Source organism: Streptomyces sp. NPDC088762 (assembly GCF_044750905.1).
Taxonomy (GTDB): domain Bacteria; phylum Actinomycetota; class Actinomycetes; order Streptomycetales; family Streptomycetaceae; genus Streptomyces.
In genome coordinates this window covers 140291-161847 of sequence record NZ_JBIVKT010000020.1, presented here as the reverse complement: position 1 = coordinate 161847, position 21557 = coordinate 140291, and the positions used below count along the sequence as shown (strand labels likewise).

Annotated in this window: 22 protein-coding genes and 7 tRNA genes; 11 read left to right on the top strand and 18 right to left on the bottom strand. The window is 74.4% G+C overall.

What is annotated here, in order from left to right:
* Positions 1 to 305: 305 nt before the first annotated feature.
* The gene (locus tag ACIP5M_RS32385) at positions 306 to 1511 is read right to left on the bottom strand and encodes a hypothetical protein (RefSeq protein WP_401203506.1); all 1206 of its coding nucleotides are present in this window, start codon (positions 1509 to 1511) and stop codon (positions 306 to 308) included.
* Positions 1511 to 2089 carry a DUF4365 domain-containing protein gene (locus ACIP5M_RS32380; RefSeq protein ID WP_401203503.1) on the bottom strand — a complete coding sequence of 193 codons (579 nt, stop codon included), beginning with the start codon at positions 2087 to 2089 and terminating at the stop codon, positions 1511 to 1513. Before ACIP5M_RS32380 ends, ACIP5M_RS32385 begins: the two co-directional genes overlap by 1 nt.
* Before the next feature lie 224 nt (positions 2090 to 2313).
* Between ACIP5M_RS32380 and ACIP5M_RS32375 the strand changes: the two genes are divergently transcribed.
* The gene (locus ACIP5M_RS32375; RefSeq protein ID WP_401203500.1) at positions 2314 to 3039 is read left to right on the top strand and encodes a 3'-5' exonuclease; all 726 of its coding nucleotides are present in this window, start codon (positions 2314 to 2316) and stop codon (positions 3037 to 3039) included.
* A gap of 62 nt (positions 3040 to 3101) precedes the next feature.
* On the opposite strand, the gene ACIP5M_RS32370 is transcribed toward ACIP5M_RS32375, so the two are convergent.
* Both ACIP5M_RS32370 and ACIP5M_RS32365 read right to left on the bottom strand, forming a co-directional pair.
* Positions 3102 to 3173, bottom strand: a tRNA-Val gene (locus ACIP5M_RS32370).
* A 38-nt stretch (positions 3174 to 3211) separates the two neighbouring features.
* Entirely contained in the window at positions 3212 to 3736 is a 525-nt protein-coding gene (locus ACIP5M_RS32365; RefSeq protein ID WP_401203497.1) for an SRPBCC family protein, read from the bottom strand.
* 123 nt (positions 3737 to 3859) lie between these two features.
* Between ACIP5M_RS32365 and ACIP5M_RS32360 the strand changes: the two genes are divergently transcribed.
* Entirely contained in the window at positions 3860 to 6208 is a 2349-nt protein-coding gene (locus ACIP5M_RS32360) for an SCO7613 C-terminal domain-containing membrane protein (protein WP_401203495.1), read from the top strand.
* Between the two features lie 107 nt (positions 6209 to 6315).
* On the opposite strand, the gene ACIP5M_RS32355 is transcribed toward ACIP5M_RS32360, so the two are convergent.
* Positions 6316 to 6387: transfer RNA gene (locus ACIP5M_RS32355), tRNA-Val, on the bottom strand.
* 46 nt (positions 6388 to 6433) lie between these two features.
* On the bottom strand, positions 6434 to 6880 hold the full coding sequence (locus ACIP5M_RS32350) for a TIGR02611 family protein (RefSeq protein WP_401203492.1): 447 nt from the start codon (positions 6878 to 6880) through the stop codon (positions 6434 to 6436).
* Between the two features lie 177 nt (positions 6881 to 7057).
* Between ACIP5M_RS32350 and ACIP5M_RS32345 the strand changes: the two genes are divergently transcribed.
* Together ACIP5M_RS32345 and ACIP5M_RS32340 are read left to right on the top strand one after the other, a co-directional pair.
* Positions 7058 to 7471 carry an SsgA family sporulation/cell division regulator gene (locus ACIP5M_RS32345; protein ID WP_030011909.1) on the top strand — a complete coding sequence of 138 codons (414 nt, stop codon included), beginning with the start codon at positions 7058 to 7060 and terminating at the stop codon, positions 7469 to 7471.
* Between the two features lie 224 nt (positions 7472 to 7695).
* Positions 7696 to 8298, top strand: a complete 603-nt coding sequence (locus ACIP5M_RS32340) for a CGNR zinc finger domain-containing protein (RefSeq protein WP_401203490.1) — start codon at positions 7696 to 7698, stop codon at positions 8296 to 8298.
* Here the strand turns inward: ACIP5M_RS32340 and ACIP5M_RS32335 are convergent.
* Positions 8239 to 8430 carry a hypothetical protein gene (locus ACIP5M_RS32335; protein WP_401203487.1) on the bottom strand — a complete coding sequence of 64 codons (192 nt, stop codon included), beginning with the start codon at positions 8428 to 8430 and terminating at the stop codon, positions 8239 to 8241. The two genes, ACIP5M_RS32340 and ACIP5M_RS32335, sit on opposite strands and share 60 nt — an antisense overlap.
* A gap of 108 nt (positions 8431 to 8538) precedes the next feature.
* Positions 8539 to 8976, bottom strand: coding sequence for a hypothetical protein (locus ACIP5M_RS32330; RefSeq protein ID WP_401203484.1), 438 nt, complete (start codon positions 8974 to 8976; stop codon positions 8539 to 8541).
* Between the two features lie 166 nt (positions 8977 to 9142).
* Here ACIP5M_RS32330 and ACIP5M_RS32325 point away from each other — a divergent pair, with 166 nt between their 5' ends.
* A complete protein-coding gene (locus ACIP5M_RS32325; RefSeq protein ID WP_401203483.1) occupies positions 9143 to 9643 on the top strand; it encodes a DsbA family protein in 501 nt (166 codons plus the stop codon).
* A 12-nt stretch (positions 9644 to 9655) separates the two neighbouring features.
* On the opposite strand, the gene ACIP5M_RS32320 is transcribed toward ACIP5M_RS32325, so the two are convergent.
* Genes ACIP5M_RS32320 through ACIP5M_RS32310 form a run of 3 tightly spaced genes read right to left on the bottom strand, consistent with a single transcriptional unit; the run spans position 9656 to position 12449 of the window.
* On the bottom strand, positions 9656 to 10498 hold the full coding sequence (locus ACIP5M_RS32320) for a GNAT family N-acetyltransferase (protein ID WP_401203480.1): 843 nt from the start codon (positions 10496 to 10498) through the stop codon (positions 9656 to 9658).
* Positions 10499 to 10542: 44 nt separating this feature from the next.
* The gene (locus tag ACIP5M_RS32315; protein WP_401203477.1) at positions 10543 to 11364 is read right to left on the bottom strand and encodes an aminotransferase class IV; all 822 of its coding nucleotides are present in this window, start codon (positions 11362 to 11364) and stop codon (positions 10543 to 10545) included.
* Positions 11361 to 12449, bottom strand: a complete 1089-nt coding sequence (locus ACIP5M_RS32310) for a chorismate-binding protein (RefSeq protein WP_401203474.1) — start codon at positions 12447 to 12449, stop codon at positions 11361 to 11363. The genes ACIP5M_RS32315 and ACIP5M_RS32310 overlap by 4 nt, the downstream gene beginning before the upstream one ends.
* Before the next feature lie 180 nt (positions 12450 to 12629).
* On the opposite strand from ACIP5M_RS32310, the gene ACIP5M_RS32305 reads away from it, so the two are divergent.
* The 5 genes from ACIP5M_RS32305 (at position 12630) to ACIP5M_RS32285 (ending at position 13111) form a co-directional block, all read left to right on the top strand.
* Positions 12630 to 12702, top strand: a tRNA-Gly gene (locus ACIP5M_RS32305).
* 41 nt (positions 12703 to 12743) lie between these two features.
* Positions 12744 to 12817, top strand: a tRNA-Cys gene (locus ACIP5M_RS32300).
* A gap of 1 nt (position 12818) precedes the next feature.
* Positions 12819 to 12890, top strand: a tRNA-Val gene (locus ACIP5M_RS32295).
* Between the two features lie 19 nt (positions 12891 to 12909).
* Positions 12910 to 12981, top strand: a tRNA-Val gene (locus tag ACIP5M_RS32290).
* Between the two features lie 55 nt (positions 12982 to 13036).
* Positions 13037 to 13111, top strand: a tRNA-Val gene (locus tag ACIP5M_RS32285).
* A gap of 57 nt (positions 13112 to 13168) precedes the next feature.
* On the opposite strand, the gene ACIP5M_RS32280 is transcribed toward ACIP5M_RS32285, so the two are convergent.
* The 3 genes from ACIP5M_RS32280 to ACIP5M_RS32270 all read right to left on the bottom strand — a co-directional run bounded on the left by ACIP5M_RS32280 (position 13169) and on the right by ACIP5M_RS32270 (position 14965).
* Entirely contained in the window at positions 13169 to 13468 is a 300-nt protein-coding gene (locus ACIP5M_RS32280; RefSeq protein ID WP_401203471.1) for a zf-TFIIB domain-containing protein, read from the bottom strand.
* A 64-nt stretch (positions 13469 to 13532) separates the two neighbouring features.
* Positions 13533 to 14555 (bottom strand): phosphotransferase family protein, encoded by a 1023-nt coding sequence (locus ACIP5M_RS32275; RefSeq protein WP_401203468.1) that lies wholly within the window; start codon positions 14553 to 14555, stop codon positions 13533 to 13535.
* 224 nt (positions 14556 to 14779) lie between these two features.
* Positions 14780 to 14965 carry a hypothetical protein gene (locus tag ACIP5M_RS32270; protein ID WP_125597167.1) on the bottom strand — a complete coding sequence of 62 codons (186 nt, stop codon included), beginning with the start codon at positions 14963 to 14965 and terminating at the stop codon, positions 14780 to 14782.
* A 551-nt stretch (positions 14966 to 15516) separates the two neighbouring features.
* Here ACIP5M_RS32270 and ACIP5M_RS32265 point away from each other — a divergent pair.
* Positions 15517 to 16701, top strand: a complete 1185-nt coding sequence (locus ACIP5M_RS32265) for a serine/threonine-protein kinase (RefSeq protein WP_401203465.1) — start codon at positions 15517 to 15519, stop codon at positions 16699 to 16701.
* Between the two features lie 33 nt (positions 16702 to 16734).
* Here ACIP5M_RS32265 and ACIP5M_RS32260 read toward each other — a convergent pair whose 3' ends face one another.
* The 4 genes from ACIP5M_RS32260 to ACIP5M_RS32245 all read right to left on the bottom strand — a co-directional run bounded on the left by ACIP5M_RS32260 (position 16735) and on the right by ACIP5M_RS32245 (position 21537).
* Positions 16735 to 17553 (bottom strand): TrmH family RNA methyltransferase, encoded by an 819-nt coding sequence (locus tag ACIP5M_RS32260; RefSeq protein WP_401203462.1) that lies wholly within the window; start codon positions 17551 to 17553, stop codon positions 16735 to 16737.
* A 58-nt stretch (positions 17554 to 17611) separates the two neighbouring features.
* The gene (gene cobA / locus ACIP5M_RS32255; protein WP_401203459.1) at positions 17612 to 18823 is read right to left on the bottom strand and encodes a uroporphyrinogen-III C-methyltransferase; all 1212 of its coding nucleotides are present in this window, start codon (positions 18821 to 18823) and stop codon (positions 17612 to 17614) included.
* A gap of 881 nt (positions 18824 to 19704) precedes the next feature.
* Positions 19705 to 20862: an acetyl-CoA C-acetyltransferase gene (locus ACIP5M_RS32250; protein WP_401203456.1), complete on the bottom strand. Its 1158-nt coding sequence runs from the start codon at positions 20860 to 20862 to the stop codon at positions 19705 to 19707.
* Positions 20863 to 20895: 33 nt separating this feature from the next.
* Positions 20896 to 21537, bottom strand: a complete 642-nt coding sequence (locus ACIP5M_RS32245) for a TetR/AcrR family transcriptional regulator (RefSeq protein WP_401203453.1) — start codon at positions 21535 to 21537, stop codon at positions 20896 to 20898.
* Positions 21538 to 21557 lie beyond the last annotated feature (20 nt).

Here is a 21557-nt window from a genome sequence, read left to right as displayed (position 1 = left end):
CAGGACGAGCGCGCAACCACCGTGAACATGTCGAAGCGGGCCTTAGTGCGCGAGCCGAGGAGACGTCCCGGAGGGACCCCGCGACCCCGACCGGCGGTCAAGCCCCCGCCCGGAGGGCACCACCCCAGCCCCGCCGGCGTTTGAGGCGAACCGCACCGGCTCGGGGATCGGGGCCCCGCCCCGGAGGGCACCACCCAGCCCCGCCGGCGTTTGAGGCGCGGGGTCTGGGGCGGAGCCCCGGGAGCGGGACCGGACCGGCGGTCAACCCCGCCCCGGGGAGCGGGGCCCCGCCGGGAGGCCGGGGGCTAGTCGTCCGAGGGGAGTACGTCGGCCGGGTCGAGTGCCGCGTCCAGCGATTTCATCAGGCGGTCCCGCTCGACCTCGTCCAGCGGGACCGGTGTGACGTCCGTGGCGTCGGCCAAGCGCCGGAAGCCACCGCGTCGCTGCAGGCGGCCGCTGACACGGATCGGCAGTCCCGCCAGGTGCGCGTGGACCGCCACCCGGTACGACTCCTCGTCGAGCGCGGCCCGGACGTACGGGACCTCCGCCCCGGCCAGGACGCGGACCCGGACCGTGCCCCCGCCGCCCGCCGCCGAGCGGCGCATCCGGACCACCGCCCCCGCGATGCGGACCGGGACGGCCGGCTCGTCGCGGGTGTAGCGGGCCGCGGCTTCCCGCAGCACCGGGAGGTCGCCCGGCGAGAACTCCACCGGCTCCGGCCGGGCCGCGCACCCCGCCGGGACCCCCGCCGCCGGCGCCCAGGCCAGGGCGATGCTGGCCCCCTCCGAGCCCCGCACCAGCGCGATCAGGGCATCGGCGAGCTCCCGGCTGACGCCGGCCTGCACGGCGGCGTCGAAGGCCTCCATGCCGCCGGTGGCCCGCCGGTAGTCCACGGCCTCGCGGGCGGCGTGCAGCGCCTGGTGCAGCCGCGTCACGATCCCGCGCCCGCCGTTCACCGGCACGAACGCCGTCAGCCGCCGCCCGCCCGGAGCCGGCCCCACCAGCACGCCCTCCAGGGCCCGTTCGGCCTGGGCCCGGTGCCTGGCCCCGTAGTACCCGGCCCTGGCCCGGTCGGCGAGGGCACCGGCCAGCAGCAGCTGCCGGGCGGCCGAGCGCAGCTGTTCCTGCACCGACCAGGCCGCGTCGCCGCGGAGCCCGTGCGGTCCCGGGGGGATCTCCCGTTCCCAGCGGATCTCGTCGCTCGGCACGCTCAGCCCGTAGAGCACCTCCCGCGCGGACGGCAGCGCGCTGCGCGAGAGCGCTGTGAGCGCCTCCTCCAGCAGGTCGGCGCAGTCGGGGAAGCCGCGGCTCTCGGGGACGAGCAGGCTGGTCCCGGCGTGGCTCGGCGGGGTCCAGCGCCCGTACCGCCCGGCGGCGCCGCCGCGCCGGAGCCATCCGTGCCGGCGCAGCAGCGCCCCCAGCACCTGCGGATCGACCTGCGCGGGATCGGGCGTGCCCGGCGCGAACTCCGGGGACGCGAGCGGTTCGAGGTACGGCGGGTGCCAGTTCATCAGGGTGTCCCTCCCGACCCGACCCGGGTCATGATCTCGCACAGCGCGCGGTCGTCGAAGATCCGCGCGGTCGGGATCCGCACGGTGGTCCGGCGCCGGCCGGTCACAGGGGTTCCGGCGAGATTGGTCCAGTAGCAGCAGTGCCGCAGGTCGAGCCGGTCGTGCCCGGCGGCGAGCCACTCGTCGCGCTCCCGCGGGACGAGCATCACGACGAGGATCTTGTGTACGGCGACCGGGGTGCGGGCCAGTTTCACCAGGTGCTCGTTGTCGAGGGTGAAGGCGAAGGTGGGCCCGGCCGGTCTGGGCGGTATCTGGTAGGTCGCCTTCAGCTGCACCTTGATGGTCACCTCGTCGTCGACGACGTGCTCGGGGGCGCCGTGGCTGACGTGCCAGTCGATGCCGTTGTCCGGAAAGGGCTGGGAGAGCGAGCAGCCGGCCGCGGCGGCGACGGCGTGCAGGTATCCCACCTGGAGGGTCTCCATACAGGCGGTGGTGGCGAGTGTGCCGCGCAGCGGTCCGGTCCCCGGATCGGTCCGCCCCTGCAACACCCCGCCCGGTTCGGGCTGCGCGAGCGCCATGGCCGGCTCCCCATGCCTTGCGGGCTCTGCCGTGCGGGTGGTGGGTGGGGTGACGACCGGTCATGCGCACGGCCCCCCAAGGGTGTTGTCTCCGCACCCGGCTCACCGCAAACGGCGTACGGGGCAAACAGCACGGGTATCACCGATGCGGGCAAGGGTGGCACGTTCTGCGGCAGCACTGCCGGGTGCACCCCCAACTGCCGATCGGGGACGAGGAGTTCGCCATGTCACGCTGGTACGAGGGCCCGCTGGCCGCATTCGACACGGAGACCACCGGGGTGGACGTCGAGCAGGACCGGATCGTGTCCGCCGCGCTCATCGTGCAGGAGTGTGCGGGCGGCCGGGTCCGCGCCACCCGCTGGCTGGTCAATCCCGGCATCCCGGTGCCCCCGGGTGCCACGGAGGTGCACGGCCTCACCGACGAGCACCTGCAGCGCAACGGCCGCTGGCCGGCGCCGGTGGTGGAGGAGATAGCCCGGGCGCTCGGCGAGCAGCAGGTGGCGGGCCGGCCGGTGGTGGTGATGAACGCGCCGTTCGATCTGACGCTGCTGGACCGGGAGTTGCGCCGGCACCGGGCGTCGTCGCTGTCGCGGTACCTGGACAACCGGCCGCTGACGGTGCTGGATCCGCGGGTGCTGGACAAGCACCTGGACCGGTACCGCAAGGGCCGCCGCACACTGACCGACTTGTGCGCGCACTACGGGATCGAGCTGGAGGGCGCGCACGACGCGGCGGCGGACGCGCTGGCCTCGCTGGAACTCGTACGGGCGGTGGGGCGCCGGTTCGCGGCGCGGCTGGAGCGGCTGACGCCGGCCGAACTGCACACGCTCCAGCAGGTGTGGCACGCGGCACAGGCGCGCGGGCTCCAGGCGTGGTTCGCCCGCCAGGGGACGCCGGAGCCGGTGGATCCGCACTGGCCGCTGCGCCCGGACCTGTCGGCGGCGGCGTGACACGGACGCCGGGCACACATGCGGAAGGCCGGTCCGTCAGCAGACGGACCGGCCTGTCCCGGTGGGCGATACTGGGATCGAACCAGTGACCCCTTCGGTGTGAACGAAGTGCTCTCCCGCTGAGCTAATCGCCCGGGAACGGACTGAACAATACAGAAGGCTCGGGGCTGGTTCAAACCGCTTCCGGGCCGGCGGCCAGCCGGGCCGCGAGACCGCGCTGCCCGGCCCGCATCATCAGGGTGTGGTTGAGCTTGAACACCGGCCGCCCGAGCAGCGCGAGCCGCCGCAGCAGGGGCCGGCGCACCTCGACCTCCTGCTCGTACAGCGCGCGGGTCCCCATGGCTCCGGTGCCGGGCCGGGGCCGTACGGTCCACCGCGCCCAGCCGTCGACATCGCCGCCGAGGGAGACTTCCAGGATTCCGCGGGCGGGGTCGCGCAGGAGCTCGGCGACGGTGATGTGGAGCGCGTACGGGAGGACCGAGCGGACGGTGGCGGTGCCGCTGCAGTCGCCGGCCGGTGCGACGTGGCGGATCTGGGGCCACCAGTTCGGGTACTCGCCCGGCTGCTCCAGTTCGGCGAAGACGCGGGCGGGCGGGGCGTCGAGGTGCCACAGGCTGCGGAAGCGGTAGCGGCTCCACCGGTCCCATCGGCCGGAGCTGTCCGAGCGGTCCAAGCGGATGCCGTGCATGCCGTCCATGCTTCCAGTCTGGCCCGACTGCGGCCTCCGTACGCCCACTTCCCCCGGACCGGGCGTACTCAGGCCGCATCTGAGTACGCGCGCCCATGTCGCGACTGCGTGACCGCCGCCACACTCCGCAGTATGAACACGCCCCTGCCGCCGGCCGAGGAGCTGGCGCTCATCGACCGCGAGCTGGCCCAACTCGATGCCCGGCGTCTGTACTTGCTGGGCCGCCGCGACTGGTTGCTGCGCCTGCCGACGGCTCCCGTATGGGCGCCTCCCGGGCCCGCCGCTTCCGCCCCGTCCGCGCAGGAGACCTCGCCGCCGGGCGCGCAGAACGTGTTGCTCGCCCTGGGCGCGGTGCTTCTGGCGGTGGCCGCGCTGGCGTTCACCCTGCTGAGCTGGGGTTCCCTGGGGATCGCCGGGCGCTCGGCGGTGCTCGCGGCGGTGACGGCGGCGGCGCTGGCCGTTCCGGCGGTGCTGCTGCGCCGCGGTCTGCGGTCGACGGCGGAGTCGGTGGCGGCGGTCGGGATGCTGCTGACGGTGCTGGACGCGTACGCGCTCCACGCGGTCGGGTTGCCGGGCATCGACGGCCCCTCGTACGCCTCGGGGGCGGCGGCGGTGCTGGCCGCGGTGTGGGCCGCGTACGGCGCCGGACTGCGGAAGCTGCGGATCCCCCTGCCGGCCGCGGTGCTGGCGGCGCAGTTCCCGCTGCCGCTGGCCGCGCTGGCGGCGCAGGCGGGGCCCCTGGAGATCGGCTGGTCGCTGCTGGCCACGGCGGCGCTGGACGCCGCCCTCGCGCTGCGGGTCCGGGCGGCGGCCGTCCCGGCGGCGGTGCTGGGCGCGGGGGCGCTGCTGACCGGCGCGGCCGAGTCCTGGTCGGCGGGTTCCGCGGGCGAAGCGCTCGCCCCGGCCGGGCTGCTGCTGGCGGCCGCGGCCCTCGGTGTCGTGGCGGCCCGGCGGGAGCCGCGCGTCTGGGCGGCCGCGACGGCGGGCGGTCTGGCCGCGGTGGTGGCCCTGGGCGGGGTGGCACGACAGGGCCTGGACCCCGCGTGGACGGTGGTGGTGCACCTGCTGGTGGCGCTGCCGCTGCTCGCGGTCGTACGGGTCCGCGCGCTCTCGGCGCCGGTGCGGCGCGGGCTGGCCGGGGCCGGTGCCGCGGTGGCCGCCCTGGCGGCACTGGCGGGCTGCTCGGCGGCGGCGCCGGCCCTGCTCTCCCGGGTCCGGGTGCTGGGCGAGGTGTGGGCCTCGACGACCCCGGCGGCGGATCCGTACTGGCCGGGAGCGGCCGTCCCGCTGACCTTGCTGATCACGGCCGGAGCCGGCTGGTGGCTGTCGAGGGCGCTGTCGCGGCCGGAGCCGGCGGTGGCGGCGGTGGTCCTGGCCTGGGCGGGGCTGTTCACGGCGCCGGAGCTGCTGGGGTTCCCGGTGGCGGCGGTGTTCGCCGTGCAGTCGGCGGTGACGGCGGCGGTGGGGGTCCTCGCCCTGCGCGCCACGGCGCGCGGGGCCGGTTTCGCGGCGGCCGGGTGCGCGCTGGCGGGGGCCGCGAACGTGTCCCTGGGCGCGCTGGACGGCCGTGCGGCCACCTTCGCGGTGTGGGGGGCGCTGGGCGCGTGCTGTGCGGCTGGGGCGGCGTACGGGCCCGCTGTCCGCGCCGTCCGGGCCGGGGCTGCCGTGTGCGCCGTCGGGTACGCCTCGGTGCTGTCGGCGGCGGGGGCCGCGGCGGAGCTGCCGGTGGCCTGGTGGGCGCTCCCGGTGCTGGTGGTGCCGGCCGCGGTGGCCGCGCTCGGTCCCCGGCTGGGCGAGGTGCGGGTGCCCGCCGAGCTCGCGGCGGTGGCGTCCGGGGTGGCGGCGCTGGCCCTGTCGGCGGGCCGGACGGGGACCCTGGCGTCGGCTCTGGGCCTGGCCGGGGTGATCTGTGCGGGGGCGGCGGTGCGCGAGGACCGGCGCGTGCCGGGAGGCTGGGCGGCGGGCGCCCTGTTCGTGGCGGCGACCTGGGTCCGGCTGGCCGACTCCGGGGTCACGGTCCCGGAGGCGTACACGCTGCCGGTGACGGTGCCCGCCCTCGCGGTGGGCTTCCTGCGGCGGCGCCGGGAGCTCGGTGGGACGCCCGCTGCGACCTCGTCGTGGACGGCGTACGGCCCGGGTCTGTCCGCGACCCTGCTGCCGAGCCTGCTGGCGGTCCTGGGCGGCTCCGCGGCCGGGACCGGGCACTGGCTGCGTCCGCTGCTGCTGGGGCTGGCCGCGCTGCTGGTGACCCTGGCGGGGGCCCGGCATCGGCTGCAGGCGCCGCTCGTGCTGGGCGGGGCGGTGCTGGCCGCGGTGGCACTGCACGAGCTGGCGCCGTACGTGGTCCAGGTCGCGGGGGCGCTGCCGCGCTGGGTGCCGCCGGCGCTGGCGGGCCTGCTGCTGCTGGCGGTGGGGGCGACGTACGAGAAGCGGCTGCGGGACGCCCGGCGCCTGCGGGACGCGCTCGGCCGGCTGCGGTGACCGGCACGAGGCCGTGACGGCCCGGGCGCACGGGGGCGTGAGGGCGCGTGGGTGCGGAAACGCCAGAGGCCCGGAGACGGTGAATGTCTCCGGGCCTCTGGTCCGGGTGGGCGATACTGGGTTCGAACCAGTGACCCCTTCGGTGTGAACGAAGTGCTCTCCCACTGAGCTAATCGCCCGGACGCACCGCAAACATTACCGCATGTCAGCGGTGCTCCGTGACCATCACTGGTCCTTGATGTTCCAGGGCAGGACGAGCCCGTACTTCCAGAGGTAGAAGCCGATCAGCGCGGCCGCCACGGCGAGACCGACGCTGGTCAGGATGATGTTGCGGCGGCGGACCTTCGGGTCGAGCGCCTTCTGCGCGGCCTCGGTGACCTTGCGCTTGGTCCAGCGCAGCGCGAGGTGCGCCCACGCGAACTCGGTCGCCCAGATCGCCAGGCCCGCGAAGATCGCGACCCAGCCGGGACCGGGCAGCACGAGCATGGCGACGCCGGCGCCGATCACGGCCAGGCCGACGATGAAGACGCCGACCTGCCAGCTGAGGTGCAGGCTCCGGCGCGCCTTGATGAAGGCGGGCGCCTTCGACACGTGCAGCGTGTCCTCCGCGGCTTCCTTCGTGGAATCGCCGGTTGCCGGCTCATTGCTCTCGCGGTCACTCCCCGTATTCATGGGCCCGAATCTACCGGAGCCGGAAGCACACGTGAATGGTGGTTTGGATCCGCCGTCCGAGGGACCCAGAGGTCCGCAAAACGGTCAGAGGGGTTTACAACGGCACCGTAGGTGGCATGTCGATTTCGCCGACGTGCGAATCCCCGAGCGCACACTGAGCGAAAGGCCCTGGCGCTTATGAACACCACGGTCAGCTGCGAGCTGCACCTGCGCCTCGTTGTGTCGAGCGAGTCCTCACTGCCTGTTCCCGCGGGCCTGCGGTATGACACGGCCGACCCCTACGCCGTGCACGCCACCTTCCACACCGGCGCCGAGGAGACGGTCGAATGGGTATTCGCCCGCGACCTCCTCGCGGAGGGTCTCCACCGGCCCACCGGTACCGGCGACGTCCGCGTGTGGCCGTCCCGCAGCCACGGTCAGGGCGTCGTCTGCATCGCCCTGAGCTCACCGGAGGGAGAAGCACTGCTCGAAGCACCCGCCCGAGCACTCGAGTCGTTCCTCAAGCGGACGGACGCCGCGGTCCCACCCGGGACCGAGCACCGGCACTTCGACCTCGACAAGGAGCTCTCCCACATCCTGGCCGAAAGCTGAGCCGGATCCGACGACTGTCCGACCGCCCGGCACCGTCCGACTCGGGGCGACGGTGTGGGCTGGACAACCCCATACGGCACGGCCGGCGCTGTTCTCGCGGGAGCCACCCGCGGGGACGGCGCCGGTGTGCGTGGACACACCCCCTTCCGGAGGGACCCGCTAGAGTCGGCCCCCAGCGGCGGCACAGGACCGTCGCCGCAGGCCCGGCCCCTGAGGGAGACCCCGTGCAGATCCCCCACGACACCCGTCGCGCGCTCGACGTCGTCGTCGCGCTGGTGAACACCGCGGCCGAGGCGGACCAGCCCGACGGGCTCTCGGACGTCAGCGCGCTGCGCGGTTTCGTCCAGGAGTACTCGATCAGCGACGTCGGCGAGCTTGGCGCCCGGGACCTGGCCGGGGTCCGTACCGTGCGCGGAAAGTTCGCCCAGGTCTTCGCCGCACCGAACTCCCGTGCGGCGGCCGTACTGATCAACGAGCTGGTGGCGACGGCCGGAACCACTCCGCAGCTGACCGACCACGACGGCTACGACTGGCACGTCCACTACTTCGCGCCCGGCGCCTCGGTCGGCGACCACCTGGCGGCCGACGGCGGCATGGCGCTGGCCTTCATCGTGGTCTCCGGGGAAACGGAACGGCTGCGCCGCTGCGAGGCCCCGGACTGCCGGCGCGCCTTCGTGGACCTCTCCCGGAACCGCTCGCGGCGCTACTGCGACAGCCGGACCTGCGGGAACCGGCTGCACGTGGCGGCGTACCGGGCCCGGCGCAAGTCAGAGCAGGAAGAGGTCGTGCACGGCGGCGAGCAGCAGCAGGGTGCCGATCACCGCTAGGAAGATCATCAGGGGTGGCTGGGAGAGCGCGAAGAGGCAGCCCCTCGGCTCCTCGGGCGCGGGCGTCGGAACGGGCGTCGGGACCGGCGCCGGCGCGGGCACCGGCGGCTCACTCTGCGATGTGTCGAGCATGTCGGGCCGATGATGGCGCAGCGCGCCGCCGTCCGTACCCCAACACGCGAAGATCGGCGCGGTGGTTCGCCCGATCTCGTGGACCGCGCGCCCCCGGCGCGGCTGCGGTCAGATTCCGTGCTTCTTGAGGATGGCCTCGATGTCGGAGAAGTCCTCGCCGTCGGCGGCGGTCTGGGGCTTCCGGCGCGCGGTGGGCTGCGGGCCGGAGCCGGCCCCGGCGCCGAGCGACGGGGCAGACGCGGCCGGGGCGACGGCCCCCTGGGCCGGGCTCCCCTCGACCGCCTTGCGGCGGCCGCGGCGCTCGACGGCCCGGGTGGTGACGAAGAGCAGCCAGGCCAGCGCCAGCAGTCCGAAGCCGATCCAGACGGTCGGCTTGAAGACCATCCCGGACACCCACTCCACGACGCCGGTCATCACGAGGCCGAGGGGAACCAGCGCGTACGCGGCGATCCGCGTGGCGGCCAGGAAGCGCTTGCGGTAGGCGGTCAGCGCGGCGAGGCCCAGGCCCGCCGCGGACACCGCGGAGCAGATGGTCTCGGCGAGCATGCGGTCCTCCTGGAGTGGGCGGTCTGTCCCTGTCCATCCTGCACCGGTCCCCGGCGCGGCGACCAGGTCCGCGGGCCGCCGCACGCCGATCTCCGGGAGATCTCCGGGTCCCCCTCCTCCCCAGGTCCCGGTCGGTCGCGGAGGCGGGGGCTGGGAGACTGTCCGTATGACCGATTCCGTGATCCTCGACGTATGGTGCGAACTGCAGTGCCCGGACTGCCACGCTGCCCTGGACGACGTGCGCGCCCTGCGGGCCCGCTACGGCGACCGGCTGGACATCCGGCTGCGCCATTTCCCCCTGGAGAAGCACAAGCACTCCTTCGCGGCGGCCCAGGCCGCCGAGGAGGCCGTGGAGCAGGGGCAGGGCTGGCCCTACGCGGAGGCCGTGCTGGCACGCACGACGGAGCTGGCCGAGCGCGGGGAGCCGGTACTGCTCGACGTGGCACGTGAACTGGGCCTCGACGTGGAGGAGTTCGACACCGCCCTGGTCGACGGGCGGCACATCCTGATCGTCGACGCCGACCAGGCCGAGGGCAAGGCCATCGGCGTGACCGGCACCCCGACGTACGTGATCGACGGCGAGCGCCTGGACGGCGGCAAGAGCCAGGAGGGACTGCGCGCCCGCATCGAGGAGATCGCCGACCGCCTGCTGGCGGCCCAGGCGTAGGACACCCCCTCGCTAGATCAGCTCTTTTCTGGCGTTCACCGTGAGGTCCCGGTACCCGAGCGACTCGTAGAGCCGCCGGGCCGGGGTGTTGTCCTCGTGGACGTGCAGGCCCAGGAGGCGGGCACCCGCGGCCAGGGCGGCGTGCTCGGCCAGCAGCATGAGGGTCCGTCCGTGTCCCTGCCGCCGGTGCTCGGGGGCCACGGCGACGTCCCACACGTACGGGACGGGGCCGGCGCCGGTCAGGTCGCGCTCCCCCACCCACACGGTGCCCAGGACCGTCCCGTCCGGCGCCTCCAGGACGAGGAGGGCCGTGCCGGGCGTGTCCTGCCCGGCGGGCAGCAGCTTGGCGTGTTCCGCGCGGGAGGCGGCCAGGGCCTGTTCGGCGGTCGTGCCGGGTGCGATGAGACGGCGGCCGTACTCGGCGACGGCCCGCTCCTGCCAGGCGTCGTACTCGGCCCGGGTCATCGGCCGGCCGGTGGCGCCCGCCGGGAGCACCGGCGGCGCGGCGGGCAGCTCCTTGACCTGGACCCGGCCGGTGACCCGGTAGCCGAGGGCCTCGGCCATCCGCAGCGCCGGCGCGGCGTCGGCCGGCACCGACACGGCGACGCCCGTGCAGCGCCAGGAGCGCAGCACCTCCTCGGCGGCGAGCGCGGCGACCGTGCCGCGCCCGCGCCGCCGGTCACGTTCGTCGATCCGCAGTCCCCGGATCACGCCCACCTCGGGCCGGCCTCCGGACCCGGTGGCCAGTTCGAGGGTGCCGACGGGCCGGCTGTTCACCCGGACCTCGTAGGTCCGCGAGCGGGTGCCGTCACTGTGCTGCTGGAGCGGCTGCGTGGGCCGCAGGGTGGTGGTCATCACCTTGAGTTCTACCGGTCGCGCGGCCCCGCGTCACCGGTGTTTCACGGATCGAGGTCCGCGCCGGCCGCCGCGTCGAAGAGCCGCATGGCCTCGGCCGTCACGGGCCCGGGGGCGCCGGCGAGCTCGCGCCCGTCGATGCGTACGACCGCCTGGACGTCGCGCAGCGAGGAGGTCAGGAAGACCTCCTGGGCCTCGGCCAGCGCCTCGAAGGGCAGGTCGGTCTCCTTGGCTCCGGACCACTCGAGGACGAGGGCCCGGGTGATGCCGGCGAGGCAGCCGGAGGCCAGGGGCGGGGTGTGCAGCTCCCCGTCGAGCACGACGAAGACGTTGGAGCCGGTGCCCTCGCAGAGCCGCCCGACGGTGTTGGCGAGGAGCGCCTCGGAGGCCCCGGCCCGGTGGGCGGTGGCGAGGGCGACGACGTTCTCGGCGTACGAGGTGGTCTTCAGGCCCGCCACGGCGGAGCGCTCGTTGCGGACCCAGTCCACCGTGACCACGGCGGTGGTGTCGGGGCGGCGGGGCGTCTCGGCGACGGCGGCGATCAGCGTGGGCCCGGCCTCGCCGCGGTCGGAGCCGAGCGGGGAGACGCCGCCGGTGTAGGTGACGCGCAGCCGGCCGCGCTCCATCGGGTTGGCCTCGAGAACGGCCGCGCAGGCCCTGCGCACCTCGTCGAGGTCGGGGTCCGGCAGGCCGAGGCCGCGGGCCGAGCGGGTCAGCCGCTCCAGGTGGCGGGTGAGGGCGAAGGGCCGGCCGCGCTCCGCCTTGAGCGTCTCGAACACCCCGTCCCCCACGGTCAGCCCGTGGTCGAAGACGGACACCTTCGCTCCGTCGACGTCCCGCAGTGCTCCGTCGAGCCAGATTCTCACCGTACGGTCCCTCCGCTCATCCCGTTCGTCCCCTGGGTGCCGCTCACCTCAGGGGTGGTGCCCGACGCTACCCGCAGCAGGCGGGCGGCCTTCAGCTCGGTCTCCGCCCACTCCCGGTCCGGATCGGAGCCCCAGGTGATCCCGGCACCGGTGCCGAAGAGGAGGCGGGGCCCGCCGGGGGCCTCGCGGTCGATCCAGAAGGTGCGGATGCCGACGGCGAGCTCACCGGTGCCGCGGTCGGCGTCGACCCAGCCGATGCCCCCGCAGTAGGGGCCGCGCGGGGCGGTCTCCAGGGATTCGATGATCCGCAGGGCGGAGGATTTGGGCGCGCCGGTGACGGAGCCGGGCGGGAAGGTGGCGGCGAGCAGCTCGGGCCAGCCGGCGCCGTCGGCGAGCAGCCCGCTCACGGTGGAGACGAGGTGGACCAGTCCCGGGTGTTCCTCGACGGCGCACAGCTCGGGGACGGTCACGGAGCCGGTGGCGCAGACCCGGCCGAGGTCGTTGCGCACGAGGTCCACGATCATCACGTTCTCGGCGTGGTCCTTGGGCAGGAGGTCGGCGGCGGTGCGGCCGGTGCCCTTGATGGGGCCGGAGTCGACGCGGCGGCCGGTGCGGCGCAGGAACAGCTCCGGGGAGGCGGTGGCGATCTCCACACCGTGCGCAGGGAGCCGAATCGTTCCTGCATAGGGTGCCGGGTTGCCGCGGGCGAGCAGTGCGGTCAGGGCGTCGACATCGGCGCCGTCCGGGTCGGGCAGCGGCGCGGACAGCACGCGGCAGAGGTTGGCCTGGTAGACCTCCCCGGCGGCGATGTACTCGCGGACCCGGCGGACGCCGGCGACGTACTGGGCCCGGTCGAGCGAGGAGACCCAGTGGTCGGCGCCGGGGCCGTGCCAGGCGCCGGGAACGGGCGCGGGCACCGGATCGGGGCGTATGTCCCCGAAGCGCGCGCAGACGAGACGGCCTTCGAAGTCGGCGGCCACGGCCCAGAAGCCGGTGGAGTCGAGGGCACCAGGATCGCTGGTGACGTCTCGGAGGTCGGTCGCGAGGAGGCCGCCGAAGCGGGCCATGGGAGGCAGGTCGTGCACGGCTGCGAGTCTATGACCGGTGACGCGGCGGCGCCGGTGGGGTGAGCGCCGGGTGACCGGCGGTGATCGAGTGGCAGCACGCTGCGGAAACGCGTTTTTGAGCTGGCCCGGGAATCCGCTAGAGTTCAACACGTCGCCAGGGAGCGAAGGGGCAAAACCCCGGAGCGAACACGGTGACCTGCGGACGTAGCTCAGTTGGTAGAGCACCACCTTGCCAAGGTGGATGTCGCGAGTTCGAGTCTCGTCGTCCGCTCGAAGTGGGGGATTTCTTCCCGATGACCCCCGCAGCTCCATGGTGGAGTGGCCGAGAGGCGAGGCAACGGCCTGCAAAGCCGTCTACACGGGTTCAAATCCCGTCTCCACCTCCAAGGACGATTAGCTCAGCGGGAGAGCGCTTCCCTGACACGGAAGAGGTCACTGGTTCAATCCCAGTATCGTCCACTGGTCCGCAAGGATCCCCGCGCGATTAGCTCAGCGGGAGAGCGCTTCCCTGACACGGAAGAGGTCACTGGTTCAATCCCAGTATCGCGCACGCAGTACCACGCACCACCTGCTCGACCTGCGGTTCAGTACAGCACCGTAGTCCCGCGCGATTAGCTCAGCGGGAGAGCGCTTCCCTGACACGGAAGAGGTCACTGGTTCAATCCCAGTATCGCGCACCACCCGGAAGCCCCGGCCGTCTCGACGGCCGGGGCTTCCGCCGTTCCGCGGGGCGGGGCTCAGGAGGAGAAGAGCATCCGGCCGAAGCCGCCGCGGTGGTGGCCGTGGTGGCCGTGACCGCCGTGGTGCGGGGCGCCCCACGCGGGGGCCGGGGCCACGTGCTGGGGCGGGTAGGGCGCCGGGGGCGCGGCGGGCGGGGGCACCTGCCCGTACTGGGCCGTGTACTGGGACTCCAGGCGGGTCAGCGCCTCCAGCTCGCCGTAGTCGAGGAAGATGCCGCGGCAGCCGCTGCACTGCTCGATCTGGACACCGTTGCGGTTGTAGGTGTGCATGATGGCGTGACACTTCGGACACTGCATGCGGGTTCAACTCCTCGCCGTCGACGTAGCCACCGGATGCATGCCCGGTGGCGTGGAGCCCACCCTACGACGGGGGTACGGACTCCAAGTCGGCCGGGAGCATGGCCATTCGGGCACAGGCCTCCACCATCAGCCGCTCCACCTCCTCGAGTCGGCGCCCCGCCTCGGCCGCCTTGGCCAGGGCGAGGGCGGCCGTCTGTACGGTGAGCGCGCGGGCGGCGAGGTCGAGTTCCGGCCAGGGGTCGCAGCCGGGCGGGCCGGCGGCCGGGCCGCCGGCGGCGCGGTAGGCGTCGAGGAAGCGCAGCCAGGTGCCGGTGTCGAGCAGCCCGGCGGCATACCAGGCGGCGGGGCGGGCGAGGTCCCAGGCGGGGGCGCCGAGGCCGAGGTCGTCGACGTCGATGAGGAGCCAGGGCCCGGCCGGGGCGGGGTGGCGGACCAGTTGCCCGAGGTGCAGGTCCCCGTGGCACAGCGTCCCGCCGGGCGGCGCCGCGGCCTCGCCGCGTGCCCAGGCGGGGAGGGTCCGGGCGGCGGCGCGCACGGCACGCACCCCGGCGCCGCCCTCGGCCTCGGCGGCTCCCTCAGCGGCTCCCCCGGCGGCTCCCTGGGGCGTGGCACCGGCGGCGGCTTCGGGCCCGGGGGCCGGCAGGGTCCGCGCGAGGCGGCGCAGGGCGCGGGCGACCTTGGCCGGGCCGCGCATCGGCGGGACCGGGTCCGGGAGGGCGTCGAGCGGTGTGCGGTGCAGGGCGGCGAGCAGCCGGGCCGCCTCCTCCCAGGGGGCGTCCTCGGGGCGTTCCGGGTCCACGGGGGTCCCGTACGGCCAGAGGGATACGGGCCTCCCCTGGACGGCTCCGAGCCCTGCCCGCAGTGGCGGCAGCAGGACCCCGGCCAGCGCCCGGTCCGCGGCGATCCGCATCCGTACGGCGAGACCCTCGCGGTCGGCGTCCCCGGCGTGCGCCTTGGCCACGGCCGGCCCGCAGCGCACCACGGTGCCGTCGTCCCGGTCGGCGAGGAGCACGTACGGCTCCCCCGGGCCCGGGCCGCCCGCGGTGGCGTACGCGGCGAGGGCGGCGGGCAGCGGCACGGTCATGGGAACCCCCGGGTCGGACGGGCCGGTCCGGCCCCGGAGCCATGCAAGCACGGGTGTGCCCGCACGAGGAAAACCGGGGCGACAAAAAGGGTGCTGCCCGTACGACTCCCCAGTCGCACGGGCAGCACCCTTCACCTGCCGTCCGTCGTCGCTCCCCCGTCCCCACGGGGTTCGACAGGCCGATGTCCCGGCCCGGGCCGCTCTTCCCGGGCCTGGGGCGCCGCTCAGCGCCCCAGCATCACGCCCACGGACGACGCTTGTGCCGCCACCTGCTCGAAGCCTCCGAAGAGGAAGAGCAGGAGGGCGGCCAGGGGGAGCACCATCGCCGCGGCCACCAGCGGGTGGCGCGTACCGGACTCATGGCCGTTGAACGCGAATGCCTTGCGTCCCTGCCGTGCGATGTCCGCCATGGTCCTCTCCCTGTCGTGTGGCAGCGGCGGGCTCGTGACCTCGGGGGACGAGTGCGCCACCCGCCGCTTGTCTTCAACACTAGGCGCGGGAAAGGCCCCTGGCCTCATGCCTTCGTACCCCTTGCCGGGCCTCCAGGAGGATGACGGCGTCCGCGCCGCGTACTCCCCTGGGTGGAGACCGCTCACCCGTTGTAGGGGTCTTCCCGGAGGGGGTCACCGGAGCGTAGTGACTTCGCTCACTTCCGTCACTCCCTGTTCATGCGTGTCCCGGGGCGGGTTGTCGGCGAGATCGACTCGGGTGCGGGGCGTGCGCGGGCGTACGCGACCGGGGCGGGGACCCGCCGGATGGGCCAATCCCCTTGCGGGGAGCGCGCATTGGCCGCCTCGCGCCCGTCCCTGCCGGCCTCCGCCCACCGTGCTGAGGGTCCCTCAAGTGTGCTGTGCCGCACTGACAATCGAATCTCCCGGCGAGGGCGCGGCCTCTGAGCACGCGTGCCGGATGGTCCGTAAGCTGTGCCACGTCAACAGGACGACCGGTCAGCGGGGTGGACATGGCGATGATGCGGCTCCGGCGCGAGGACCCGCGTGTCGTCGGCTCGTTCAGACTGCACCGACGGCTCGGCGCCGGCGGCATGGGTGTGGTCTACCTGGGATCGGACCGGCGCGGGCAGCGCGTCGCGCTCAAGGTCATCCGGCCGGATCTGGCCGAGGACCAGGAGTTCCGCTCCCGGTTCGCCCGCGAGGTGTCCGCCGCGCGGCGGATCCGGGGCGGGTGCACGGCTCGCCTGGTGGCGGCGGACCTCGAAGCCGAGCGGCCGTGGTTCGCCACGCAGTACGTTCCCGGGCCCTCCCTGCACGACAAGGTGGCCGAGGAAGGCCCCCTGACGGCCGCGCAGATCGCCGCGATCGGTGCCGCGCTCTCCGAGGGCCTCGTCGCCGTGCACGAGGCGGGCGTCGTCCACCGCGACCTCAAGCCCTCGAACATCCTTCTCTCCCCCAAGGGCCCACGGATCATCGACTTCGGGATCGCCTGGGCCACCGGGGCGAGCACCCTCACCCACGTGGGAACGGCCGTCGGCTCCCCCGGGTTCCTGGCACCCGAACAGGTGCGCGGCGCAGCCGTCACCCCCGCCACCGACGTCTTCGCCCTCGGTGCCACCCTCGCCTACGCGGCGACCGCGGACTCGCCCTTCGGGCACGGCAGTTCCGAGGTCATGCTGTACCGGGTGGTCCACGAGGAGCCGCACCTGCAGGGGGTTCCGGACGCGCTGGCTCCCCTCGTACGGGCCTGCCTGGCCAAGGACCCGGAGGAGCGGCCCAGCACGCTGCAGCTGTCGATGCGGCTCAAGGAGATCGCGGCCCGCGAGGCGCAGGGGCTGCCCGAGGGGCGCCCGCCGGCGCAGCGCGCCCGTACCGAGCGGCCGGCGGGCCGGGCGGCCGAGGACTCCACCACGTACCCCGACCAGCGAACCGAGCGCGGTACGCGCGGCGACACCCTTCCCCGGCCGCAGGGCGGGCCGTCCTCCCGGCCCTCGTCCTCCCGCACCCCGCGCCCGGGCGGGCCGTCCTCGCGGCCGACGGCGGGACGTACGGGCGGCCGCCCGGCTCCCCGGACGACGGGGGCGGGACGGCGCCCTTCGCGGCCGGACCCGAAGCTGATGCGGCAGCGGCTGATCGTGTTCGTCGTGGTGACGCTGATCGTGGCGCTGGGCATCGCGGCGGCCCAGAAGCTCTGACGGGCCCGGCAGCCCGGGCCCTGAGCCGCCGTACTAGGCGCTCCCTCGGCCCTGGGCCACCGCGTAGAAGGCGACCGCGGCCGCCGCGCCCACGTTCAGCGAGTCCACGCCGTGCGCCATGGGGATGCGTACCCATTCGTCGGCGGCGACCAGCGCCTGCGTGGACAGTCCGTCCCCCTCGGCGCCGAGCATCAGCGCGACCCGCTCCAGGGACTGGGGAGCGGCCACGTCGATGGGCGAGGCCTTCTCGTGGGGGGTCAGGGCGAGCAGCTTGAAGCCGGCCTCGCGGACCGAGTCCAGGCCCTTGGGCCAGGCGTCCAGGCGGGCGTAGGGGACGGAGAAGACCGCGCCCATCGAGACCTTCACCGAGCGGCGGTAGAGCGGGTCCGCGCAGTCGGGCGACAGCAGCACCGCGTCCATGCCGAGGGCTGCGGCGCTGCGGAAGATGGCCCCGATGTTGGTGTGGTCGTTGACCGCTTCCATGATGACCACGCGGCGGGTGCTGGCGAGGAGTTCCTCGGCCGTCGGCAGCGGCTTGCGCTGCATGGAGGCGAGCGCGCCGCGGTGAACGTGGTAGCCGGTGACGCGCTCGGCGAGCTCGGGGCTGACGGCGTAGACCGGGGCCGGGAGCTCGTCGATGACGTCGCGCATGACGTCGACCCACTTGGCGGAGAGCAGCATCGAACGCATCTCGTACCCGGCGTCCTTGGCGCGTCTGATGACCTTCTCGCCCTCGGCGATGAAGAGGCCTTCCGCGGGCTCGCGCCGGCGCCGGAGTTCGACGTCGGTCAGGCCCGTGTAGTCGCGCAGGCGCGGGTCGTCGGGGTCTTCGACGGTGATGAGATCTGCCACAGGGTGATACTGCCTTGTCCTGGGTGCGGTGCCAACGGCCGTGCCGGGCACGGGTGGTTCAGAGGGACGGGGTTCCGACCCGGACGACGTCGCCGATGACGATGACCGCGGGCGGACGGACGCCCCGCGCAAGGACCGTCTCGCCGACCGTTGCGAGCGTGGCGTCCACGCGGCGCTGGGTGGCGGTGGTGCCCTCCTGGACGACCGCGACGGGGGTGTCGGCGGAGCGGCCGTGGCGCACGAGGGCCTCGGCGATCAGGCCGATCTTGTCGACGCCCATAAGGATCACCAGGGTGCCGGTGAGCTTGGCGAGGGAGGCCCAGTCCACGAGCGAGCGCGGGTCGTCGGGGCCGACGTGGCCGCTGACCACGGTGAACTCGTGGGCCACGCCGCGGTGGGTGACGGGGATGCCGACGGCGCCGGGCACCGAGATGGAACTGGAGATGCCGGGCACGACGGTGCACGGGATGCCGGCCTCGGCGAGGGCCTGGAGCTCCTCCATGCCGCGCCCGAAGACGTACGGGTCCCCGCCCTTGAGCCGGACCACCGCCTTGCCGGCCTTGGCGTGCTCGATCAGCGCGTTGTTGATGGCCTCCTGGGCCATGAACCGGCCGTACGGGATCTTCGCGGCGTCGATGACCTCGACGTGCGGCGGGAGTTCGTCGAGCAGGTCGCGCGGGCCGAGCCGGTCGGCGATGACGACGTCGGCCTCGGCGAGCAGGCGGCGGCCGCGCACGGTGATGAGGTCGGGGTCGCCGGGGCCGCCACCGACGAGGGAGACGCCGGGGGTGTGGGGGCGCGCGGCCGTGAGGGAGCCGTCGCGCAGCCCCTCGACGACCGCGTCCCGGACGGCGGCGGAGCGGCGGGGGTCGTTGCCGCTGAGCACGGCGACGGTGACGCCCTCCACGCGGCCGGTGGCCGGGGTCCAGGCGGTGGCCGCGTCGGCGTCGTCGGCACGCACGCACCAGACCCGCTCGCGCTCGGCCTCGGCGGAGGCTCGGTCGTTGGCCTCGCGGTCCCGGGTGGCGATGAGGGCGTACCAGGCACCGGCCAGGTCGCCGTCCTCGTAGCGGCGGCGCTCCCAGCGGATCTCGCCGGTCTCGGCCATGGCGTCCACGGAGGGGGTGGCGGAGGGCGATACGAGCAGGACCTCGGCGCCGGCCGCGACGAGGGCGGGGAGGCGGCGCTGGGCGACCTGTCCGCCGCCGATGACGACGACGCGGCGGCCGGCGAGTCGGAGTCCTACGGGGTAGGCGGGGGTGTCGGCCATGGCGGTTGCGGCTCCTGTGCGGCGGTGGATCTGCGGGCCGCTGCGGCGTTGGAGCGGCTGGGTGACGAGGGGTTTCCCGGGTGTCCGGGTCCACGATACGACCCGGGGGGTCGGGGGTCCCGGCGGGGGCGGCTCCGCCCGGCCTCCTGGGCTCCGCGGCCCGGCTCCGCCCCGGCCCCCAGCGCCTCAATCGCCGGCGGGGCTGGGTGGTGCCCTCCGGGGCGGGGCCCCGCTCCCCGGGCGGGTGCGGTTCGCCTCAAACGCCGGCGGGGCTGGGTGGTGCCCCCGGGGCGGGGTTTGACCGCCGGTCCGGTCCCGCTCCTGGGGCTCCGCCCCAGACCCCGCGCCTCAAACGCCGGCGAGGCTGGAATGCCCCCGGGGCCCCGATCCCCGGGCCGGTGCGGTTCGCCTCAAACGCCGGCGGGGCTGGGGTGGTGCCCTCCGGGCGGGAGCGACTTTGCCGGTCGGGGTCGCGGGGTCCCTCCGGGACGTCTCCTCGGCTCGCGCACTAAGGCACGGACCAGCCTTTGAGGGTGGTTGCGCGCTCGTCCTGCGGGGACATCCCGGCGTGCCCCCGCTCCACCAGCAGGCAACAGGCCCCGGCCCGGTGCACGGGGGCGTGGATTGCGACCCCCGGCCCGGGTGGGGCCGGAGTGGGGCTTGGGGTGGGGACACGCCGGAGTGTCCCCGCAGGACGAGCGCGCAACCACCTGGAACATGTCGAAGCGGGCCTTCGTGCGCGAGCCGAGGAGACACTCCGGCGGGGCACCGCCCCAAGCCCCGCTCCGGCCCCACCCGGAGGACACCACCCCAGCCCCGCCGGCGATTGAGGCGCGGGGGTGCGGGGGCAGGGCCCCCGGAACGGCGCCGCGCCCGGCGGACTACAGACGCTCGAGGATCGTCACGTTGGCCTGCCCCCCACCCTCGCACATCGTCTGGAGCCCGAACCGCCCCCCAGTCCGCTCCAGTTCATGGAGCAGCGTGGTCATCAGCCTCACCCCGGTCGCACCCAGCGGGTGCCCCAGCGCGATCGCGCCGCCGTTGACGTTCACCCGCTCCGGGTCCGCGCCCGTCTCCTTCAGCCAGGCCAGCACCACCGGCGCGAACGCCTCGTTGATCTCCACCAGGTCGATGTCGGCCAGGGACATGCCGGTCTTCTTCAGGGCGTACGCCGTGGCCGGGATCGGCGCGGACAGCATGCGGATCGGGTCCTCGCCCCGCACCGAGAGGTGGTGGATGCGGGCCCGCGGACGCAGGCCGTGTTCCCGGACCGCCCGCTCGGAGGCGATCAGCATCGCCGCCGCGCCGTCCGAGACCTGGGAGGAGACCGCCGCCGTGATGGTGCCGCCCTCGACGACCGGCGCCAGGGTGGCCATCTTCTCCAGCGAGGTGTCGCGCCGCGGGCCCTCGTCCACCGTCACGTCCCCGTACGCCACCGTCTCGCGCGCGAAGCGGCCCTCGTCGATCGCCCGCACCGCCCGCTGGTGGGAGCGGAGCGCGAACTCCTCCATGTCCCGTCGGGAGATGCCCCACTTCTCCGCGATCAGCTGGGCGCCGTGGAACTGGTTCACTGGGGCGTCCCCGTAGCGGGCCCGCCAGCCCTCCGAGCCGGCGTACGGGCCCTGCGTGAGGCCCAGCGGCTCGGCGGCCTGCCGCGAGGCGAAGGCGATCGGGATCATCGACATGTTCTGGGTGCCGCCCGCGACCACCAGGTCCTGGGTGCCGGAGAGGACCCCCTGCGCGGCAAAGTGGACGGCCTGCTGGGAGGATCCGCACTGGCGGTCCACCGTCACCCCCGGCACCTCCTCCGGCAGCCCCGCCGCCAGCCATGCCGTCCGGGCGATATCCCCGGCCTGCGGCCCCACCGTGTCGAGGCAGCCGAACACCACGTCCTCCACGGCGGCCGGGTCGACCCCGGAGCGCTCGACCAGTGCCTTCAGGACGTGCGCGCCCAGGTCGGCGGGGTGAACGGCCGACAGGCCGCCCTTCCGCCGCCCCACGGGGGTGCGTACCGCTTCGACTATGTAGGCCTCGGGCATCGGGACAACTCCTCGGTCGGTGGGTTGGGTGGGTTACGTACGGAGGGCGATCCCGTCCAGCACCATCGACAGGTACTGGCGGGCGATCTCCTCGGGGCTGTGCTGGCCGCCCGGCCGGTACCAGGACGCCGCCACCCACACCGTGTCGCGCACGAAGCGGTACGTGAGGCGGATGTCGAGGTCGGCGCGGAAGACCTTGGCGGCGACCCCGCGCTCCAGCGTCCCCAGCCAGGCCTTCTCGAACTTCACCTGCGAGTCGGACAGGTAGTGGAAGCGGGGCTGCGCGGAGAGGGTGCGGGATTCCTTCTGGTAGATCGCGACGGCGGCGCGGTGCCGGTCGATCTCCCGGAAGGACTCGGTGACGAGGGCCTCGATGGTCTCCCTGGGGCCGAGGCCGGCGGCGAGGACGGTGTCGTAGCCCTCCCACAGCTCGGTCAGGAAGGCGGAGAGGATCTCGTCGAGCATCGATTCCTTGGAATCGAAGTGGTAGTAGAGGCTGCCGGCGAGCATCCCGGCGGCGTCGGCGATCTTGCGGACGGTGGTGGCGTTGTAGCCCTGCGCGGCGAAGACCTCGGCGGCGGTGTCGAGGAGTTCGCGGCGCCGCTCGGGTGAGGCCGTCACCTGCGGCTTCTTCGGAGCAGGCTTCTTTTCGGCGGTCGGCTTGTTCGTTGGCACGCGTCCATTCTCGGCCAGGG

Coding starts and splice junctions, on each gene's coding strand:
- ACIP5M_RS32385 (WP_401203506.1), bottom strand. CDS start 1,511: ATGAACTGGCACCCGCCGTACCTCGAACCGCTCGCGTCCCCGGAGTTC.
- ACIP5M_RS32380 (WP_401203503.1), bottom strand. CDS start 2,089: ATGGCGCTCGCGCAGCCCGAACCGGGCGGGGTGTTGCAGGGGCGGACC.
- ACIP5M_RS32375 (WP_401203500.1), top strand. CDS start 2,314: ATGTCACGCTGGTACGAGGGCCCGCTGGCCGCATTCGACACGGAGACC.
- ACIP5M_RS32365 (WP_401203497.1), bottom strand. CDS start 3,736: ATGGACGGCATGCACGGCATCCGCTTGGACCGCTCGGACAGCTCCGGC.
- ACIP5M_RS32360 (WP_401203495.1), top strand. CDS start 3,860: ATGAACACGCCCCTGCCGCCGGCCGAGGAGCTGGCGCTCATCGACCGC.
- ACIP5M_RS32350 (WP_401203492.1), bottom strand. CDS start 6,880: ATGAATACGGGGAGTGACCGCGAGAGCAATGAGCCGGCAACCGGCGAT.
- ACIP5M_RS32345 (WP_030011909.1), top strand. CDS start 7,058: ATGAACACCACGGTCAGCTGCGAGCTGCACCTGCGCCTCGTTGTGTCG.
- ACIP5M_RS32335 (WP_401203487.1), bottom strand. CDS start 8,430: ATGCTCGACACATCGCAGAGTGAGCCGCCGGTGCCCGCGCCGGCGCCG.
- ACIP5M_RS32330 (WP_401203484.1), bottom strand. CDS start 8,976: ATGCTCGCCGAGACCATCTGCTCCGCGGTGTCCGCGGCGGGCCTGGGC.
- ACIP5M_RS32325 (WP_401203483.1), top strand. CDS start 9,143: ATGACCGATTCCGTGATCCTCGACGTATGGTGCGAACTGCAGTGCCCG.
- ACIP5M_RS32320 (WP_401203480.1), bottom strand. CDS start 10,498: ATGACCACCACCCTGCGGCCCACGCAGCCGCTCCAGCAGCACAGTGAC.
- ACIP5M_RS32280 (WP_401203471.1), bottom strand. CDS start 13,468: ATGCAGTGTCCGAAGTGTCACGCCATCATGCACACCTACAACCGCAAC.
- ACIP5M_RS32275 (WP_401203468.1), bottom strand. CDS start 14,555: ATGACCGTGCCGCTGCCCGCCGCCCTCGCCGCGTACGCCACCGCGGGC.
- ACIP5M_RS32270 (WP_125597167.1), bottom strand. CDS start 14,965: ATGGCGGACATCGCACGGCAGGGACGCAAGGCATTCGCGTTCAACGGC.
- ACIP5M_RS32265 (WP_401203465.1), top strand. CDS start 15,517: ATGGCGATGATGCGGCTCCGGCGCGAGGACCCGCGTGTCGTCGGCTCG.
- cobA (WP_401203459.1), bottom strand. CDS start 18,823: ATGGCCGACACCCCCGCCTACCCCGTAGGACTCCGACTCGCCGGCCGC.
- ACIP5M_RS32250 (WP_401203456.1), bottom strand. CDS start 20,862: ATGCCCGAGGCCTACATAGTCGAAGCGGTACGCACCCCCGTGGGGCGG.